The 17,679-nt window shown below is 39.7% G+C and carries 17 protein-coding genes; 11 read left to right on the forward strand and 6 right to left on the reverse strand.

Annotated elements, in window-relative coordinates:
* Window positions 1-15 precede the first annotated feature (15 nt).
* The 3 genes from ACPZ3T_RS16220 (at window position 16) to ACPZ3T_RS16230 (ending at window position 3,049) form a co-directional block, all read left to right on the forward strand.
* A complete protein-coding gene (locus ACPZ3T_RS16220) occupies window positions 16-1,896 on the forward strand; it encodes a sensor histidine kinase (protein WP_490270508.1) in 1,881 nt (626 codons plus the stop codon).
* Between the two features lie 4 nt (window positions 1,897-1,900).
* Window positions 1,901-2,347: a riboflavin biosynthesis intermediates N-glycosidase gene (gene ybiA, locus ACPZ3T_RS16225; protein WP_490270509.1), complete on the forward strand. Its 447-nt coding sequence runs from the start codon at window positions 1,901-1,903 to the stop codon at window positions 2,345-2,347.
* Window positions 2,348-2,737: 390 nt separating this feature from the next.
* Window positions 2,738-3,049, forward strand: a complete 312-nt coding sequence (locus ACPZ3T_RS16230) for a hypothetical protein (RefSeq protein WP_490270510.1) — start codon at window positions 2,738-2,740, stop codon at window positions 3,047-3,049.
* Window positions 3,050-3,168: 119 nt separating this feature from the next.
* On the opposite strand, the gene ACPZ3T_RS16235 is transcribed toward ACPZ3T_RS16230, so the two are convergent.
* Window positions 3,169-3,846: a class I SAM-dependent methyltransferase gene (locus ACPZ3T_RS16235; protein ID WP_490270511.1), complete on the reverse strand. Its 678-nt coding sequence runs from the start codon at window positions 3,844-3,846 to the stop codon at window positions 3,169-3,171.
* Window positions 3,847-3,851: 5 nt separating this feature from the next.
* Between ACPZ3T_RS16235 and ACPZ3T_RS16240 the strand changes: the two genes are divergently transcribed.
* Entirely contained in the window at window positions 3,852-4,118 is a 267-nt protein-coding gene (locus ACPZ3T_RS16240) for a hypothetical protein (RefSeq protein WP_490270512.1), read from the forward strand.
* A gap of 35 nt (window positions 4,119-4,153) precedes the next feature.
* Window positions 4,154-7,057: an isoleucine--tRNA ligase gene (ileS, locus tag ACPZ3T_RS16245; RefSeq protein ID WP_490270513.1), complete on the forward strand. Its 2,904-nt coding sequence runs from the start codon at window positions 4,154-4,156 to the stop codon at window positions 7,055-7,057.
* Window positions 7,058-7,309: 252 nt separating this feature from the next.
* On the opposite strand, the gene ACPZ3T_RS16250 is transcribed toward ileS, so the two are convergent.
* Window positions 7,310-7,759 carry a hypothetical protein gene (locus ACPZ3T_RS16250; RefSeq protein ID WP_490270514.1) on the reverse strand — a complete coding sequence of 150 codons (450 nt, stop codon included), beginning with the start codon at window positions 7,757-7,759 and terminating at the stop codon, window positions 7,310-7,312.
* Between the two features lie 744 nt (window positions 7,760-8,503).
* Here ACPZ3T_RS16250 and ACPZ3T_RS16255 point away from each other — a divergent pair.
* The 4 genes from ACPZ3T_RS16255 (at window position 8,504) to ACPZ3T_RS16270 (ending at window position 12,202) form a co-directional block, all read left to right on the forward strand.
* A complete protein-coding gene (locus tag ACPZ3T_RS16255; protein WP_490270515.1) occupies window positions 8,504-9,151 on the forward strand; it encodes a hypothetical protein in 648 nt (215 codons plus the stop codon).
* A 245-nt stretch (window positions 9,152-9,396) separates the two neighbouring features.
* Window positions 9,397-9,831 (forward strand): hypothetical protein, encoded by a 435-nt coding sequence (locus ACPZ3T_RS16260; RefSeq protein WP_490270516.1) that lies wholly within the window; start codon window positions 9,397-9,399, stop codon window positions 9,829-9,831.
* A gap of 348 nt (window positions 9,832-10,179) precedes the next feature.
* Window positions 10,180-12,051, forward strand: coding sequence for an ABC transporter ATP-binding protein (locus ACPZ3T_RS16265; RefSeq protein WP_490270517.1), 1,872 nt, complete (start codon window positions 10,180-10,182; stop codon window positions 12,049-12,051).
* Window positions 12,002-12,202, forward strand: a complete 201-nt coding sequence (locus ACPZ3T_RS16270) for a hypothetical protein (RefSeq protein WP_490270518.1) — start codon at window positions 12,002-12,004, stop codon at window positions 12,200-12,202. Before ACPZ3T_RS16265 ends, ACPZ3T_RS16270 begins: the two co-directional genes overlap by 50 nt.
* A gap of 63 nt (window positions 12,203-12,265) precedes the next feature.
* On the opposite strand, the gene ACPZ3T_RS16275 is transcribed toward ACPZ3T_RS16270, so the two are convergent.
* Window positions 12,266-12,844 (reverse strand): thioredoxin family protein, encoded by a 579-nt coding sequence (locus tag ACPZ3T_RS16275; protein WP_490270519.1) that lies wholly within the window; start codon window positions 12,842-12,844, stop codon window positions 12,266-12,268.
* A 232-nt stretch (window positions 12,845-13,076) separates the two neighbouring features.
* Here ACPZ3T_RS16275 and ACPZ3T_RS16280 point away from each other — a divergent pair, with 232 nt between their 5' ends.
* On the forward strand, window positions 13,077-13,481 hold the full coding sequence (locus ACPZ3T_RS16280; protein WP_490270520.1) for an NIL domain-containing protein: 405 nt from the start codon (window positions 13,077-13,079) through the stop codon (window positions 13,479-13,481).
* Here the strand turns inward: ACPZ3T_RS16280 and ACPZ3T_RS16285 are convergent.
* Window positions 13,478-14,545, reverse strand: coding sequence for a DUF3616 domain-containing protein (locus tag ACPZ3T_RS16285; RefSeq protein WP_490270521.1), 1,068 nt, complete (start codon window positions 14,543-14,545; stop codon window positions 13,478-13,480). The genes ACPZ3T_RS16280 and ACPZ3T_RS16285 overlap by 4 nt on opposite strands.
* Before the next feature lie 319 nt (window positions 14,546-14,864).
* Between ACPZ3T_RS16285 and ACPZ3T_RS16290 the strand changes: the two genes are divergently transcribed.
* Window positions 14,865-15,872 carry a CHAD domain-containing protein gene (locus ACPZ3T_RS16290; RefSeq protein WP_490270522.1) on the forward strand — a complete coding sequence of 336 codons (1,008 nt, stop codon included), beginning with the start codon at window positions 14,865-14,867 and terminating at the stop codon, window positions 15,870-15,872.
* A 33-nt stretch (window positions 15,873-15,905) separates the two neighbouring features.
* Here ACPZ3T_RS16290 and ACPZ3T_RS16295 read toward each other — a convergent pair whose 3' ends face one another.
* Window positions 15,906-16,547: a hypothetical protein gene (locus ACPZ3T_RS16295; protein ID WP_490270523.1), complete on the reverse strand. Its 642-nt coding sequence runs from the start codon at window positions 16,545-16,547 to the stop codon at window positions 15,906-15,908.
* Between the two features lie 124 nt (window positions 16,548-16,671).
* The gene (locus ACPZ3T_RS16300; RefSeq protein WP_490270524.1) at window positions 16,672-17,289 is read right to left on the reverse strand and encodes a TetR/AcrR family transcriptional regulator; all 618 of its coding nucleotides are present in this window, start codon (window positions 17,287-17,289) and stop codon (window positions 16,672-16,674) included.
* Window positions 17,290-17,679 lie beyond the last annotated feature (390 nt).

Consider the following 17,679-nt stretch of genomic DNA (forward strand, 5'->3'; position numbering starts at 1 on the left):
CTGTGTATTAAATTAATGCTCAAATTTCGCCCTCATGAATTAAAAAACAATATTTTAAATTGGCTTGGTAGTTTTACCCATAACTGGAGTATTACCAAAAAAATTGGTTATAGTTATACTATTGTTATTAGCACTACTTTAATAGGTACAGCCAGTGGTTCATTAATTGCTTATTACTATGAAATTAATGCCTATAAACAGTTAAATTTATCTTATCAACAGCAATATCTTTTAAAAGATTTAGAAAATGATGTATCAAGAGCCAGACTTCATCCACAAAGATTAGCCTCTGTTTTGAAAGATTCTGTTTGGTTAGAATTTGAGAAAAATAGATTTCAAGCAGATATTAATCAAATCAATGGGCAATTATTGAAAATTGAAGATTTTATCAATTATCATCCTTATAATTTAGCATTAAGCTATCAAAAATTTGAAAATTTAGTAAAAAATTATAGAGAAACTATAAAAATTTATAATGATGACATTAAACAACTATGGCATGAAATAGAAAATTCTGAATCAAATACTTTACCTTTACAAAAACTATTAAGATTTATAGATAGTGCTAATATAGATGTTAAGTTTGAACAACACTCAGATGAGTTAATTGAAATGATTGTCTATGCACAAAAGCAAAGACAGAAAGCCAATCAAAGTTTTAATTATGCCAGGAATTTAAGATTACATCTGATTACTATTAGTCTAATATTATCTACTGCGATCGCTGGAACAATTGCAGTATTAACTAGTAAGTTAATTGCTCATCCGATACAAGTCGTAACGAAGATTTCCCAAAAAATTACCCAAGAATCAAATTTTCAACTCAGGGCTAATGTCACTAGTAAAGATGAAATTGGCACTTTAGCAAATTCTTTAAATCAGTTAGTCGAATGGGTGGGAGATTACACCGAAGCATTAGAAATAGCACGCCAAACTTTAGAATATAAGGTAGAAGAACGTACTCAAGAACTTCAAGAAGCTCATCATACTTTGGAACAACGAGTAGAAGAACGTACCCAAGAATTACAAATAATATTAAAAGAATTGCAAGAAACCCAAGGGCAACTTATCCAAACCGAAAAAATGTCATCTTTGGGGCAGATGGTTGCAGGTATAGCTCACGAAATTAATAATCCTGTGAACTTTATTTATGGCAATATTGAATGTGCAGATAATTATATTAAAGATTTAATACATCTAGTTAATTTATATCAACAACACTATCCCGACCCAGAATATATTATTACAGAAACTATAGAAGAAATTGATCTCAACTTTATTAGCCAAGATTTATTAAATCTATTATCTTCGATGAAAATAGGCGCGAAACGCATTCGAGAAATTGTCTTGTCTTTGCGTAACTTTTCTCGTTTAGATGAAGCTGAGATGAAAGAAGTAGATATTCATGAAGGAATTAACAATACTCTACTAATTCTCAATCATCGACTTAAATCCGACATTGAAGTAATTCAAAATTATGGCGATTTACCCCACATTGATTGTTACCCAGCCCAACTTAATCAAGTATTTATGAATATCATTAATAATGCCATAGATGCTTTATTAGAAAATACTCAACAAAACAATAAACAAATTATAATTTCTACACATAAAACAGAAAATAATTATATTAAAATTGAAATAGCAGATAATGGTTCAGGTATTCCACCAGAGATTATCAAAAAGTTATTTGACCCTTTCTTTACAACTAAACCTGTAGGTAAAGGTACAGGGTTAGGCTTAAGTATTTGTTATCAAATAATTGAAAAGCATCAAGGAAAAATAGAAGTAGTATCAGAGTCAAATCAAGGTAGCAACTTTATTATTTATTTACCAGTAGAACCCAAAGCATCTCAATCTGACAATAAGCCCAGTCTAGATAAAATATTATGTTAAGTATATGACTATTTATTTCTATACTACCCGCGAAGAATACGGTTGTTTTTCTAACTTTTCACTCCACGGATTTATATTAGATGATTTATATTGGTCTACAAGTGAACATTATTTTCAAGCACAAAAATTTATAGGTACATTGCATTTAGAACAAATTCGTCTAGCGAACACTCCTAAAGAAGCTGCCAAAATGGGGCGAGAAAGAAAGCGTCCTTTGCGTGCTGATTGGGGAAATGTTAAAGATGATATTATGCGAAAAGCCGTGTTGAAAAAATTTGAAACTCATCTGGATATCAGAGAAATATTACTTTCTACAGGTAATGAGGACATAGTTGAAAATTCACCTATTGATTATTATTGGGGTTGTGGGGCTGATGGTAGCGGTAAAAATCTGTTGGGTATAATTTTAATGGAAACTAGAGAAATACTACGCTCCATAGATAAAACCTAAGTTGACAGGTTCAGTTAAGGGAACACCAGAAAACAAATTATCCGAAATTAATAATTGGCTAGGGTGCGTCAGTGCGATAAAATCTAACTATACTCATACCAATTCTCTATGAAGTTGCGCCAAATAAATGATGTAGAGACGTTGCATGCAACGTCTCTACTCTATATTCCATTATTTAGCATGACTGTGTTAAAATATGTGATTGGATGTACTTCAGTTTAAACACAGCCAAATCCGAGTAAATTTTCAATTATCCTCCAGCACTTAGTATGATCAAAGGCATAAGGCTGAGGGAATATTTTTAACTCAAAGACAAATTATTTAACTATATAGGAATTATATTCTTATAGAATAAGTGTGCAAGTAGAGCTTTATAGGAGTAGAAAGATTATGTCTCTAGCAAGCAAAGAAAAGAAGTATTGTAAGTGGTTCTGGGATGAATCTCTGGGTGGTGATTTTGATACTTGGGGTACTAGCACGTACTTTATCGAATTAACATTGGTAGGTAATGATTTATGTCCTACAAGACAGATAGAAGTTTATGAAAATGGCAACGTCTTGTTTTATGACAACACGCATTTAGCAGATAATTATGGAATGTTATCTGATAAACCTTTAGAGAAAAAAGATTTACAGGAATTTGGTATTACTAAAGCAGAGTTTGAATGGGTATGGAATACAAACACACCCATGAATAGATGAACTTATGGCAACTAAATTGGTGAAAGTAGCTGGAGTTTAGCTGCATAGATGCTGAGAAATCAGACACAGCATAATTCATTAGCCAGTAAAATCCAGCAAAATGAGAATAACTAGAGCTTTTAGTTGATTTTATCCGGGAAATTCCAACTACGTTTAGCAGTCCAATGGCGATCGCTTGATTGATCAACCTGCAATCCTACTAAACCTGCTGCTACAATTAATTCATTCACTTCATCTATTGTTAGTGCTGCCAGCAGGGAATCACGAAATAATTTCTTTTGATGCTCGTCATATTCGTGACCAATATTTTCAACTAAAGCATTCGTTGTCACTAAATCCTGGGGACGAAATAAATCTCTAATAAGCACTGCACCATGAGGTTTCAGGACACGCTTCAATTCCTGAAAAAACAGGAGCGGATTTGGTAAATGATGCACCAGGCTATTAGAAATCACTACATCAAAGCTATTATCCTCATAGGGCAGATTCTTGGCATCCACCAATTCTAAGGAAATTTGTGATTGCAACCTAGCCTGCTCAACATGGTGTGCAGCAATTTTTAACATACTTTGAGCCATGTCAATAGCGATAATTTGCCACTGGGGAAGCTTTTGACACATCAAAACCGGAATCCTACCTGTACCTGTACCAGCATCCAGCATTAATCCCTGTGCTGGTAGACTGAGGCTAATGACTTCCTGCACAAAGCTATTATTTACCTCAGTAAAATCCATCGCATCATATTCGGTAGCTTCTTCCCAGCTATCCATTACTTCCGGTTCTAATTGTCTGTGCATAGAGTATGAAATCAGTTAACAACAATATAACCATCACCAAAAAAAGGAGCGCAGTCAAAGACAACGTCCCTCACCTCACCCCAGACGAGTATTTTGCCTGGCAAGCCACCCAACTAGAAAAACAAGAATATATTAACGGCGGAGTTTACGCCATCAGCAGTGATAGCGTCAATGTATTGGTTTTATCCCTACTAAACTACTATTACTTAATTATCAGTGCTGGAGTAAGTAAAAGTAGGAATTTTGGACTTCCTGCCATCTTCTATAATTGATAGAACCTGTACACATAAATCTTAGGCATGAAGCTGTGACAGAAACCGGAAGTTACAAAGATACTGTAAATTTACCCAAGACTAGTTTTGATATGCGGGCGAATGCAATCAAGCGTGAGCCTGAGATTCAAAAGTTCTGGGAAGACAATCAAATTTTTGAGAGCCTGTCGCAAAATAATCCAGGCGAATTATTTATACTGCACGATGGGCCTCCCTACGCAAACGGCTCACTTCATATTGGTCATGCCTTAAATAAGATTCTCAAAGATATTATTAATCGCTACCAACTGCTGCAAGGGCGGAAGGTGCGTTATGTGCCTGGTTGGGACTGTCATGGTTTGCCAATTGAGTTGAAGGTTTTGCAAAATCTCAAGTCGGCAGAACGGCAAAATTTAACACCTCTGCAATTGCGGCAAAAGGCGAAGGAATTTGCTTTGGCTACGGTTGATGACCAACGCAAGAGTTTTAAACGCTATGGTGTTTGGGGTGACTGGGATAATCCTTATTTGACGCTGAAGCCGGAATATGAGGCGGCGCAAATTGGGGTGTTCGGCCAGATGTATTTGAAAGGGTACATCTATCGGGGTTTGAAGCCGGTTCACTGGAGTCCTAGTTCTAAGACGGCTTTGGCTGAGGCGGAGTTGGAATATCCCGAAGGTCATACTTCCAGAAGTATTTATGCGGCATTTCCTGTGACGGGTTTGGCTGAGGCGGTTAAGTCTGTTTTGGGTGAGTATTTGCCTGATTTGGGTGTGGCTGTCTGGACTACTACTCCTTGGACTATTCCGGGGAATTTGGCGGTGGCGGTTAATGGCGAGTTGAATTATTCTTTGGTGGAGGTTTCACGCAGAGACGCGGAGGCGCAGAGAGGATTTAAGTATTTGATTGTGGCGGCGGAGTTGGTGGAGCGGTTGGCTACTACTATCTCGGCTGAGTTGACTGTGAAGGCTACTTTTAAGGGGAGAGATTTAGAGCATACTACTTATCGACATCCTTTATTTGACCGGGAAAGTCCGGTGGTGGTGGGTGGTGATTATATCACTACTGATTCGGGTACTGGGTTGGTGCATACTGCGCCTGGTCATGGTCAAGAAGATTACATTGTGGGCTTGCGTTATGGTCTGCCAATTCTCGCGCCTGTGGATGATAATGGCAACTTTACCGAGGAAGCGGGAGAGTTTGCTGGGTTGAATGTCTTGGGTGATGGGAATCAGGCGGTGATTGATGCTTTGACGGCTGCGGGTTCGCTGTTGAAGGAGGAGGCTTACGCACACAAGTATCCTTACGACTGGCGGACGAAGAAGCCGACGATTTTCCGGGCTACTGAACAGTGGTTTGCTTCGGTGGCGGGATTTCGGGAGGAAGCATTAAAGGCGATCGCATCTGTAAAATGGATACCAGCCCAAGGTGAAAATCGTATCACGCCAATGGTGGCTGAACGTTCTGATTGGTGTATCTCTCGTCAGCGTTCTTGGGGTGTGCCAATTCCGGTATTCTATGATCAGGAAACTGGCGAACCACTGCTAAATGAGGAAACTATCAACCATGTGCAAGCTATCATTGCCGAGAAGGGTTCTGATGCTTGGTGGGAACTGTCGGTAGAGGAATTATTACCAGAGGCTTATTGTAATAACGGCAAGTCTTACCGCAAAGGTACAGACACAATGGATGTCTGGTTTGATTCTGGTTCATCCTGGGCGGCTGTACTTAAGCAACGTCCAGACTTACGCTACCCCGCCGATATATATTTAGAAGGTTCTGACCAACATCGCGGTTGGTTTCAGTCGAGTTTGCTGACTAGTGTAGCGGTGAATGGGATTGCACCTTACAAAACTGTGCTAACTCACGGCTTTACCCTTGATGAACAAGGGCGGAAAATGAGTAAATCTGAAGGTAACGCCATTGACCCCAATGTGATCATTGAAGGGGGTACAATTAAAATCAATGGCAAATCCGTGAATTTTCTGCCTTATGGAGCTGATATCCTACGTTTATGGGTTTCATCGGTAGATTATTCTAAAGATGTTCCCATCGGTACAAATATCCTCAAGCAGCTAAATGATATTCGCGGTAAGATTCGGAATACAGCTAGGTTCTTACTGGGAAGCTTAAGCGATTTTGATCCCGAAAAAGATGCAGTTGCTTTTGAAGATTTGCCGCAGCTTGATAAATATATGCTGCACCGCATTCGGGAAGTGTTCCTAGAAGTGACGGAAGCTTTTGAAAGTTTCCAATTCTTCCGGTTCTTCCAAACTGTGCAGAATTTCTGTGTGGTGGATTTATCTAACTTCTATTTAGATATCGCCAAGGATAGATTATACATCAGTGCGCCAAATTCTTTCCGTCGTCGCAGTTGTCAGACAGTGATACACATTGCTTTAGAAAATTTAGCACGAGCGATCGCACCTGTTTTATGTCACACTGCTGAAGATATCTGGCAATATCTCCCCTACAAAACAGCCTATAAATCAGTGTTTCAAGCTGGTTGGGTGCAGTTAGATGATGAATGGGATGATCCAGATTTAGGGGAATTTTGGCAACAAATTCGGAAAATTCGGACAGAAGTCAACAAAACTATTGAACATTTTCGGGCTGAAAAGGCAATTGGATCTTCTATAGAAGCTAAGGTTTTCCTATATCTCTCTGATTTGGAATTGCGGAAACAGTTACAACCATTTAACCCTCATTCTTTTGATCAAAGTAATGGGGTAGATGAGTTACGCTATCTGTTTTTAGTATCTCAAGTTCAATTGTTGGAGTCTGCCCCTAAAGATCAGGATGGAAACGATTTATCTTTTGCAAATGTAGTTGTTTACCTAGATAAAGCTGAAGGCGAAAAATGCGATCGCTGTTGGAATTATTCTACTACTGTAGGAGAATCACAAGAGCATCCTTTGATTTGCGATCGTTGTGTTTCCGCCTTAGCTGGTGAGTTTTAATTGTTTCACCACAAAGGTTTTGTTGTTTCTTCTAAGTTAATTTAATTAACCTAACCCTTCTCTGTATTGGAGAGGGGTTTTATATTAGACTTCTTACATAAATAATTTGGTGTTGCTAACAAGATTTTTTAAAAGCTCACGCATTCGCCGCAAGGCGTTCTCGTAGAGTAGGCGCAAAGATGCAAAGAAGAACGCAGGAAAATAACTCTTGAAATTATGTATTAGGACTGTTCAATTATTCGTGTAAGAGTTCTATTGATAATTTACAGCAGTCGCCTGATAGATTAGAACATCATTTTCAAAACTTGGCACACAATGTCCTCGCCAACGGAGTAAAACAACAGCTTGGGCTTTACAAAGCATAAAACGGTCAGTTTCGTGGCGCAGTTTTATGAGTTCTAATTTTTCTGCATCTGTTATATTATCACTAGAATTACGCTCCAGTAGCCAGTCGTATCGCTCCATTTGCTCTGCTGTTTTGCAACTACGGACAATTTGCCACAAACTATTGTCATCTAGTTTATCTAAAGCTGCGATGTCAGCTTGAAATTCCTCTGGTACATCATCCCATGCTGGTGGACTTCCTACCTGTAAAGCATGAACTATTACCTCTTCAATGGGACGACGTTGAGCGTGGGCAGTGTTGACCAAACGTTGATAGAGTATTTGTGGAATTTGCAACGTAATTGTTTCTGTGACCATTGCTCAATTTCCTACCCATGCCTTGATTAAACCATCTTGATTTTAGTTTAATGGCGATCGCCCTAGGACTACTTTACTATAGGATTCCTACTTGAATTTTGAACAGATACGTAGTAACGCACCTACCACCCAGGCTTTTGGTGCGTTACTGCTTACGCCTAACACACCCTACACATACTGAAATGAGTAAGCATTTACAACAAATGAGTTAATAAACTCCGGTTTGCTTGCTAAATCTACTGAAATGAGTAAACATTTACAACAAATGAGTTAACAAACTGCGGTTTGCTTGCTGAATCTACTGAAATAAGTAAGCATTTACAACAAATGAGTTAACAAACTGCGGTTTGCTTGCTGAATCTACTGAAATAAGTAAGCATTTATAGCAAATGAGTTAACAAACTGCGGTTTGCTTACTAAATCTACTGAAATTAGAAAGCATTCAAGCATTTTAAACAAGCAAAAAAACATAAATGTAGGGGTTTCAACTACACCCTACACCCTGCCCCAAGGGGGTGAACGAAATTTTGTGTGGGATTTCTAGCTAAGTATCCAAAAAATTACCCTCCACACTCCCCACACTCCCCACACTCCCCACACCTTTTTTCTCTCACCTGCCCCAAGGGGGCTTGGTGAGTATAATCGATCAGGGATTGCATAAACAAACAAAGGTCAACCTATTGAGTCAGTGAAGGGGTTGAAACCCAAAACAAACATCAACACTGAAACTTGAGGAACATGACCATGAAATTCCAACACTTAACCAGTTCTTTACTCGCCGCTACTGCATTATTAACCAGCACACTTCCTGCTTTTGCAGGGCCTTTTGATACTCAACCCGCAGGTATTTTTAAGCCAGTGAATGTTGTTCCTAGTGCAGCAGGTAATGTTAAAACCAGCACTCCTGCACCTGGTAATAACTCAGTTGGTAACAGTGAAATTCAAGGTTTAGGCGATCATCAATCTTGGGTTGATCCTAACACGCTAGCCAAAGACCCCCGCGCTTTGTGTAGTGATGTCGGATTAGGTAACAACACTCGCACCAGCAATACTAAAATTGCCTTAGCAACGTCTACTAGCACTCGTTCTAGTTCTTCTCGCAGTCATAATAATGGCGGTGGCGGTGGTGTCAGTTTCTTGGGTATTGGTGTCAATGGTAGTGGTAGTAGCCAAGGCAACCAAACTAATAGTAACTCTAAAGATACCCGCACCAACAGCAGCGAAGAACGTAGCAGCAGTTCCTCGATAGTAGTTCAAGGAAAGAATTGTGATGCTTTCGTTAACTCTGCCGCCGCTAGAGATATGAACTATCAAGATAACCTCACCCGTCGTTATGAAATTAAAACTGGTCGTCGTGGGCAACAGGTTAACCAATTACTTGAAGATAAATAATGGTGTAAGGTTGTAGGGGTTTAGGGGTGTAAGGGTGTAGGGGTGTAAGGGTGTAGGGGAAGAAAAAAGTGTTTCTTTAATATTTTGCTGGTGCGTAGCCATGCTATTTGGAGGCTTTTAATTTACATATTATTATCGGAGGGGCAGGGTTTTAGAGTTTTTATTCACAAATGCAATGATGCAACTTGCAGGTTTAATCCGCCGGGGTTCATGACCCTGGCTATTGCTTTATTTATTGATAAACTATGAACACTATACCAAAATGGGGAATTGTTACCCTCACTATGACCTTATTGTTGACTATCGCACCTTTAGTTAGTGCCGAAACTCCTCAGCGTTCAATTGGGGATTCGCAAATTTTACCTTATTTATTCAATCATCCCCGTGATAACTCCTGGGTAAGAGTGCGTTGTGTTCCCAAGTTGAGACAAGAACAAAACAGCAAACGCCGTATAATCAGAGACAGCTTATTAAACTCCCATGCGGAACGTCATGATACTGTCACCATAGAAATAGAAGGTAGTTGTCGCAATGTCAGAATCCGCCTGGAAGATGATTTTAACTATTTTGATCAATCAGTTGACAATTCGGATTTGTATGATCACCATCCCGACTTTGAAGATGGTTGGTTAACTCGTGATGGTTCGGGATGGCATTGGCTGTTACAAAATCAACGATGAACTAAGTAGAACAGGGTAAATAATTAAAGGTTTGTAGTAAGAACTTTAGTTCTCTCTGTGTTCGCGTAGCGTCCCGCAGGGAACAAATAAGGACTAAAGTCCTTACTACGAACTCAATTTTAGTATTTTTACATTACTTAACATAGTTCGGTTTTTCAACTCGTTCTACTTACAGCACCTCATAGTAAGCTGCTAGGGTGCGTCACTTTGAGACAACCTAACTCTACCTGAAATTGATTCATACTGACGCACCCTACATTTTAGATATTTTTGTATGTTCGTCTACTGAAATGCAAAACTACTGTTAAAATCCAAATAATTTTTACTCGATATTCATACCGTACTCCTATGAGAGAAACTGTCCTAGAAGTTCGTAATCTGCAAGTAGAATTTTCCAGCGATGGGGATACTATCAAAGCCGTGGATGGTATTTCGTTTGAACTAAGACGAGGTGAAACTCTAGGAATCGTAGGAGAATCTGGTAGCGGGAAATCAGTTACATCCTTGGCGGTGATGGGTTTGTTGCAGTATCCTGGCAGGGTTAGCGGTGGGGAAATTTGGTTTCGTCATCAACAAAATGCTAATCCTATCAACTTGGTGGAATTACCGCCAGAGGAAATGCAGCTATATCGAGGTGGGGACATCGCTATGATTTTTCAAGAGCCGATGAGTTCCCTAAACCCAGTTTATAATATTGGCTTTCAGTTAACGGAGGCGATTCAGCGTCACCAGAATGTGACCACAGATGAAGCCAAACAAATGGCGATCGCAGGTCTGCAAGAGGTTAAACTTTTACCTAGTGATGAGCAACTGACACAGCAATATATTGACTCCTGGCCGCAAACTAACCCCAATTTTCCCGTCGATGAATACAAGGTGGCACAGTTAGTTAAGCATCATAAGGAATCAATCCTAGCACGCTATCCTCATGAACTCTCTGGGGGTCAACTGCAACGGGTAATGATTGCAATGGCGATTTCTTGCAACCCTTTGCTACTAATTGCCGATGAACCAACCACAGCTTTAGATGTGACTGTCCAAGCAACAATTATTGATCTCCTCAGAGAGTTGCAGCAAGTCCGTGACATGGCTTTGATTTTCATCACCCATGACTTAGGGTTAATCTCCGAAATTGCTGACGAAGTGGCAGTAATGTATAAAGGTAAAGTTGTCGAATACGGCGCGTCGGAGCAAATTTTTCAGCATCCCCAGCATCCCTATACTAAAGGTTTAGTTGCTTGTCGTCCCACCCTCACCCACCATCCCCATAAATTGCTGACGGTTTCTGATTATATGACTGTGGCAGAAACAGAAAGCGGACAGTTAATTATTGAGGAGAAACAACCCTCACAACCGCCAGAAGTTTCTCCCGAAGAAATCTATAGTCGGTTGACACAGTTAGAACAAAAGCCACCGCTATTAAAAATCCAAGATTTGCAAGTGGGTTTTCCCATGCGGACTGTGTTCGGCACTAAGAAACGCTACCACATGGCAGTTAACGGTGTTTCCTTTGATGTCAAGCCAGGGGAAACTCTGGGACTAGTGGGAGAATCTGGTTGTGGTAAGACTACCTTGGGTAGAACCCTATTAAGGTTAATTGAACCAATGGGGGGCAAGATTATCTTTGATGGACAAGATATTACCAATCTTAAAGGCCAAGCATTGCAAAAACTCCGCCGAGAAATGCAAATTGTCTTTCAAAACCCCTTTAGCGCACTCGATCCCCGGATAAAAGTTGGGGAAGCAATTGCAGAACCTTTATTAATTCACTCTGTCGGTAAAAGTAAAAAACAACGTTTACAAAGGGTAGGAGAACTTTTAGAAAGAGTCGGCTTAAGTGCAGATGCTATTAACCGCTATCCGCATCAGTTTTCTGGTGGACAACGTCAACGGATTTGTATTGCTCGTTCTTTAGCATTAAATCCGAAATTTATTATCTGTGATGAGTCAGTATCAGCCTTAGATGTGTCAGTACAGGCGCAGGTGTTGAATTTATTAAAAGAACTGCAAGACGAGTTTCAACTAACTTATATTTTCATTTCCCATGATTTAAGCGTCGTCAAATTTATGAGCGATCGCATTTTAGTCATGAATCGTGGTCAAATTGTTGAACAAGGTACAGCCGAAAGCATCTACCGCGAACCCAAGGAAGAATATACACAAAATTTAATTGCTTCTATTCCCACCGGTAGCTCGGAGCGGATACGGTCGAAATTTTAGGTTTTTTGGCGACTGGGTAGATAAGAGGCAGGGGGCAGGGGGCAGGGGGCAGGAGGCAGGGGGCAGGGAGCAGAGGGCAGGGAGCAGGGGACAAGGTAGACAAGGTAGACAAGGAGCAAGGGGAGTAAAACTCTTCAATTTTGAATTTTGAATTTTGAATTTTGAATTTTTCTGCCCCATGCCCAATGCCCAATGCCCAATGCCCCATAACGCCTTAATTCACCACCTGACTACCATGACTACGAGGATCATCTTGACTCGTGTTGGGTGCAACTGGTGCGGAGAATTGTGATACTTTACCGCTAGCTTGAGCATAGGGTAAGGTAGAACCTGTTACTAAAGCTTCTAGGTTGCTGGCCATGACTGTGTGGGGTTGATCACCAATCGCCTGAGCTAAAGTTTCTCCGGTTTTGTTTAAAAATACAAAGTGGGGAATACCATCTACTCTGTATTTCAGCATCTCTGGCAACCACTTGGTATTATCTACGTTGAGCATGACAAAATTCACTTTGTCAGTGTACTGCTCTTCTAATGCAGCGATATCAGGAGCCATCTTTTGGCAGACAGTACACCAATCAGCATAAAACTCTATAATAGATGGTTTGCCGTTAGCCATAGCAGTTTCTAGGGGTATAGATGTTGTCTCTAGGTTGGCTAAGGAAACAGAATTTGTCTCAGTTCTTAGTCCTAAGAATAAAGCACTACTGAGAGCGATCGCTACTATGGCAATCAAAAAGTTTCTCAATCTTTGGCCAGCAGTAGTTTCCGGCTTGGCAGGTGAATTGCTAGTCATAAAAATTTATTAAAAGTTATTAACTAATTTCTCTTTTAGTTTAACTGAGTGGAGTAGGCCTAGGGGAGAGGCAGGGGGCAGGGGAATTAACAATTCAAAATTCAAAATTCAAAATTCAAAATTCAAGAGTTTTTATGCCTCTTTTCCCCTGCGCCTTACACCCCTACACCAACGACGCTTGGTCAACACTCAACAGTGATAACTATCATAAAGAAAAGTCTGTGCTAAATCTGTGAAAAAACGAGTTACTCTCACTTTCCCTAAACGCGCCATTCAAATGCCGGTGACTTATGTGCTGGCTAAGGATTTTAATGTGGCGGCTAATATTATCCGCGCTCAAGTTGCGCCTAATCAAATTGGTAAACTAGTCGTAGAATTATCGGGAGATATTGATCAATTAGATGCAGCTATAGAGTGGATGCGTTCTAGACATATCAGTGTTTCCTCTACTTTAGGGGAAATCATGGTTGATCAGGATGTGTGTGTTGATTGTGGTTTGTGTACTGGGGTTTGTCCTACAGAAGCCTTGAGTTTGCATCCAGAAACTTATAAACTGACGTTTACGCGATCGCGTTGTATTGTCTGTGAACAATGTATCCCCACTTGTCCAGTCCAAGCCATCTCCACTAATCTTTAACCAAGCCTGAATACGTCTGCTATGACGCTACTCTCATCTACTAGTCTATCTGGGGCTGGAGAATCATACACTACTAGCAGAGACGGAAAGCCAGAGATATCCGAAAACATGGTAATTCCTTCAGCACGATTATTGCGCTGTCCATGCGGAATCTCTTGGACAAACTCTGGATTATGCAGCACATTTTCTGGTAAATTTACGCTGTTTTTTAACCGATAAACTTCCACAGTTCCATCTAAATCCATAGTCGGCCCAGCTAAAATTAACAAGTCTTCTCCATCCCAACATAAATCTCTAATTCCTAACCCATTCAACCAAATAAAATGCTTTTTATATTCTTGTTTATCAGCACCAATTTTCCGTAATTTTAATAGACCAGACCGAGAAGTTTCTAACTCAATTTCTAAAATTATTGCCCAACCCCGTAACACAGGGCCACGCAAACCTAAAAAAAGCCGATTTTTCTGGACTGCTAAACCTTCAATATCAAATCCATTATCTTTTCCCGGAATACCTGCTTTCACAAAAAAACCTAAATGGGGGTCATCAGCTAAAGCTTTCATCAAGATATTACTGTGTTTAGTTAACTCTAGTTGAGCCGCCTTTAACTGCACTTGAGGATTTTGTGGATGTTCACAAGACTCAAATAATTGCCCATCTACTAAGGGGATTCTTCCTAAGATATAGCGGTTATGTTCTGATTCAATCTTGGCTAATCTGGCGATATTTTTCTGATCAGTTTTATCAGATTTAGGATTTTTACGTTTATAGCTGTGTGAACCAACAAACCATAAATAATAATCATCATAAGCTAAACCCTCAATATCAATTTCTTCATCCTCCGGTGCAGGTAAACACATGAACTGTGCTACACGAAATTGTTGATGATCGGCAAATTTATCCTGATTAATTAAAGTTAAACGCTCAATTGTTGTAGTTTCATCCGAACCAAACCATAAATATTTGTTGTCAGTCAAACGAACTGCTGACAAGTCTTTTCTATATTCTTCAAAAGTTGCCTGAAATGTCAGCAAAACTTGATTATTGAACATTGAATTAATCATTTAACAAGCTCTCTTAAATTCTGTCATCATACTTACAGCAATTTTATCAGGTATCATCTAGAAATTACTTTGAGAATATACTGATATAAAAATTAGGACTTAGGTAAGACCAATTTCAGATGAATTTAGACATATTTATATCCCCCTAAATCTCCATTAAAAAGGGGACTTTGATTCTTGTTGCCCCCTTTTTTAAGGGGGGTTAGGGGGGATCGAATTATATACAGCGTAAGTCCTAAAAAAATAAATATCAAAAGACAGATGAAATTATTCACTAATGTTATTATGCAATAACCGAGTTAAGAAATTACTATCAACTATGAAATTAGCTACAGAATCTACAATTAAAACACTAGGAAACTACGCTTATCAGGCTGTTCAAAAACACTTTACTAAAATACTAAAATGGGAGAAACCTGTTAAGAAAGATGAAGATCCAGAAGCGTTACACCAAATGCGGGTGGGGATGCGTCGCTTACGAACAGCTATCAGTAGGTTTGAGATAATTTTAGACCTACCTCAACCAGCCAACCCCAAAAATATCGGTAAAATTGCTCGTCGCCTTGGTAATCTCCGCGACTTAGATGTATTAAAAGCAAGTTTAGAAACAGTTTATCAACCAAACTTACCTACCAAAGAGCAGAAATCTTTGCAAACAGCGTTTCATGCTTTAGCTAAACAGCGTGAAGCAGCAGTAACTAAAACTATAGGGACATTGAAGCATGAATCCTATCAATCTTTGAAACAAAGTTTACAAGCTTGGTTAGATAAGCCCAATTATCAACCTTTAGCGACTCTATCTATTGAACAAGTATTACCAGATTTACTCTTACCTGAACTGAGTCAATTTTTACTACACCCAGGATTTTTAGTAGGTACTGAAATTGTAGATTCCCAAGTCAAAGTTAATACAGATTGGTCAACAGACAAGATAGAAAAATACTTGACTAATAAAGGTGAAACTCTCCACGACTTACGCAAGCAAGCCAAGCGTTTGCGCTACCAAATGGAATTATTTACTGAGTTATACGGTGAATCTTACGCGGCATATATTGCAGATGTGAAAAATATTCAAGATATCTTGGGAAATATTCAAGATAGTGTAGTTATGGGTGAGTGGCTGATGGGTGTATTTAAGTCAGAAATTAACACCAAGCTACCTACACTTACTAGCTTATTAACTGCTAATCGGTATCAGTGGTGGCAAGCATGGCAACCACTACAAGAACGATATCTGCAAACTGAAAATAGACATAACTTTCATCTAACGATTCTGCATCCGGTTGGTGATGAGGAGGGAGCAGAGAGCGCAGAGAGTAGAGTGTAATTTTTGTTCATATTTTACTAAAAATTACCGTCTCTAGCGAGCAGACAAAGTGATTGGAGCTTCCAGAGACAAAACATAAACGCTGCTTTGAGGAATTTGCACGACACGGGTATTTTCTGGGGAACGCAAACCAGAAATCAAACCGATCGCACTTCCTAACATTGCACCTCTATCAAACTGCTCAGGATCACCATTGCTGGAAAATCCCAGAACGCTACCGCCAATTCTACCCCAAATTGAACCATTTTCTACAGCTTTGTCATTAGCTCGCTTGTGGGTAATGGTTGTTCCGGGAATAGTTTGGCTAGATGCTTTAATTGCAACGATGCGGCCATTAATCACTATCGATTGGGCGATAATTTTAGCACCGCCATCACTAGGTTTGAGAACTATGGAGACAGGAGTATTTTCTGGAGCGATTGTATTACCTTGAGCATCTTTAATTGCACTAGCTAAAGGAACAGTTAGGGGATAATCTTTTTTTTGTCCGACATCAATGGTGATGGGTGCAGGAAATGAAACAATAAGGGCGGTATCTTGGGGAATGCTAGTTTCTGAGGTGAGTACCTGGGGTTGAGGTGATTCGGGGGTAACAAGTTGGGCGGTAGCTGGTAGAGTTAAAGAACCTAAAAGGGAAACAGAGCAGGCAAGGCTTAATAAAGTTTGAGCTTTCATTGTTATATCTTCCTTTGATTTGTGTGTTTTTGGGTGTTAACCCTTTCACTTCATCAATAGGTTAGTGATTTTGGATTTATGCACAAACACAGGCTGTTTCACTTTGATAAATTTAAGACATACTCTACTTAGCACAGTTGATAATTAAATGAGTTAAAGCATCAATCAGGCGATCGCTCTCCATAGGCATAATATCTTTACCGTGCATAATCTCTTGGGTAATTACAAAATGCACCAATGAACCAATCAAAATCCTCGCTGTTGCTTCTGGGTCTGGTATATTCAGTTCTGCACGAGAACCTAGATATTTACTAATTGTTTCTATCGCTGGTTTGGCAATACTACCAATAAAAACCTGCGCTAACTCAGGAAACCTGGCTGACTCTCCCATTAACAACCGTTCAAATGCCTGATACTCTGGGTCATTAACCATTTGATTTAAGGCTGTTTTCGCTAGCCCCCGCAACACTATATAAGGTTCTCCCTGTAAAGGTTGTGTGCCTAAAATCGACTGAAACCGCTTTCTCGCTAATTTCTCAATTAAAGCTCTAAACAATCCTTCCTTATCTTGAAAGTGACTGTAAACCGTAGCTTTAGAAACTCCCGCCGCCTCTGCTACTTTATCCATACTGGTAGCCGCATAACCATTTGCTAAAAATTGCTGCATCGCACCTTGCAGAATTTTTTCAACTTTCTCAGTAGAATTTGAGCGTTCAGCGTCCCCAGTTTTTGGGCGTACCATGTTTAATTCCTTTTTGGTGGCGATAGACTAGCGGCTTTTATTTGCCTGAAGTACACACATAAAGGCACAAAGCCCAGAAAGAAATGTACTCCAGTTAATTGAAAACTGCTATGGTTGATCTATTGACTAAACTAGTCAGTTTAGTATAATCACATTATAAGACTATACAGTTTAGTTTTGTATATCTCAGTTCAGATATTCAGCCAGGGTTAAGCGTATAAGAGTAGCTGTATCAGTTATTGGGGAAGTAGAGGGCAGGGGGCAAGGGGGCAGGGGGGCAGGGGTGCAGGGTGCAGGGGAAGTAGGGGGAGACAAGGTAGACAAGGTAGACAAGGAGCAAGGGGAGTAAAACTCTTCAATTTTGAATTTTGAATTTTGAATTTTTCTGCC

The sequence above is a fragment of the Aliinostoc maniaoense genome (assembly GCF_058172895.1).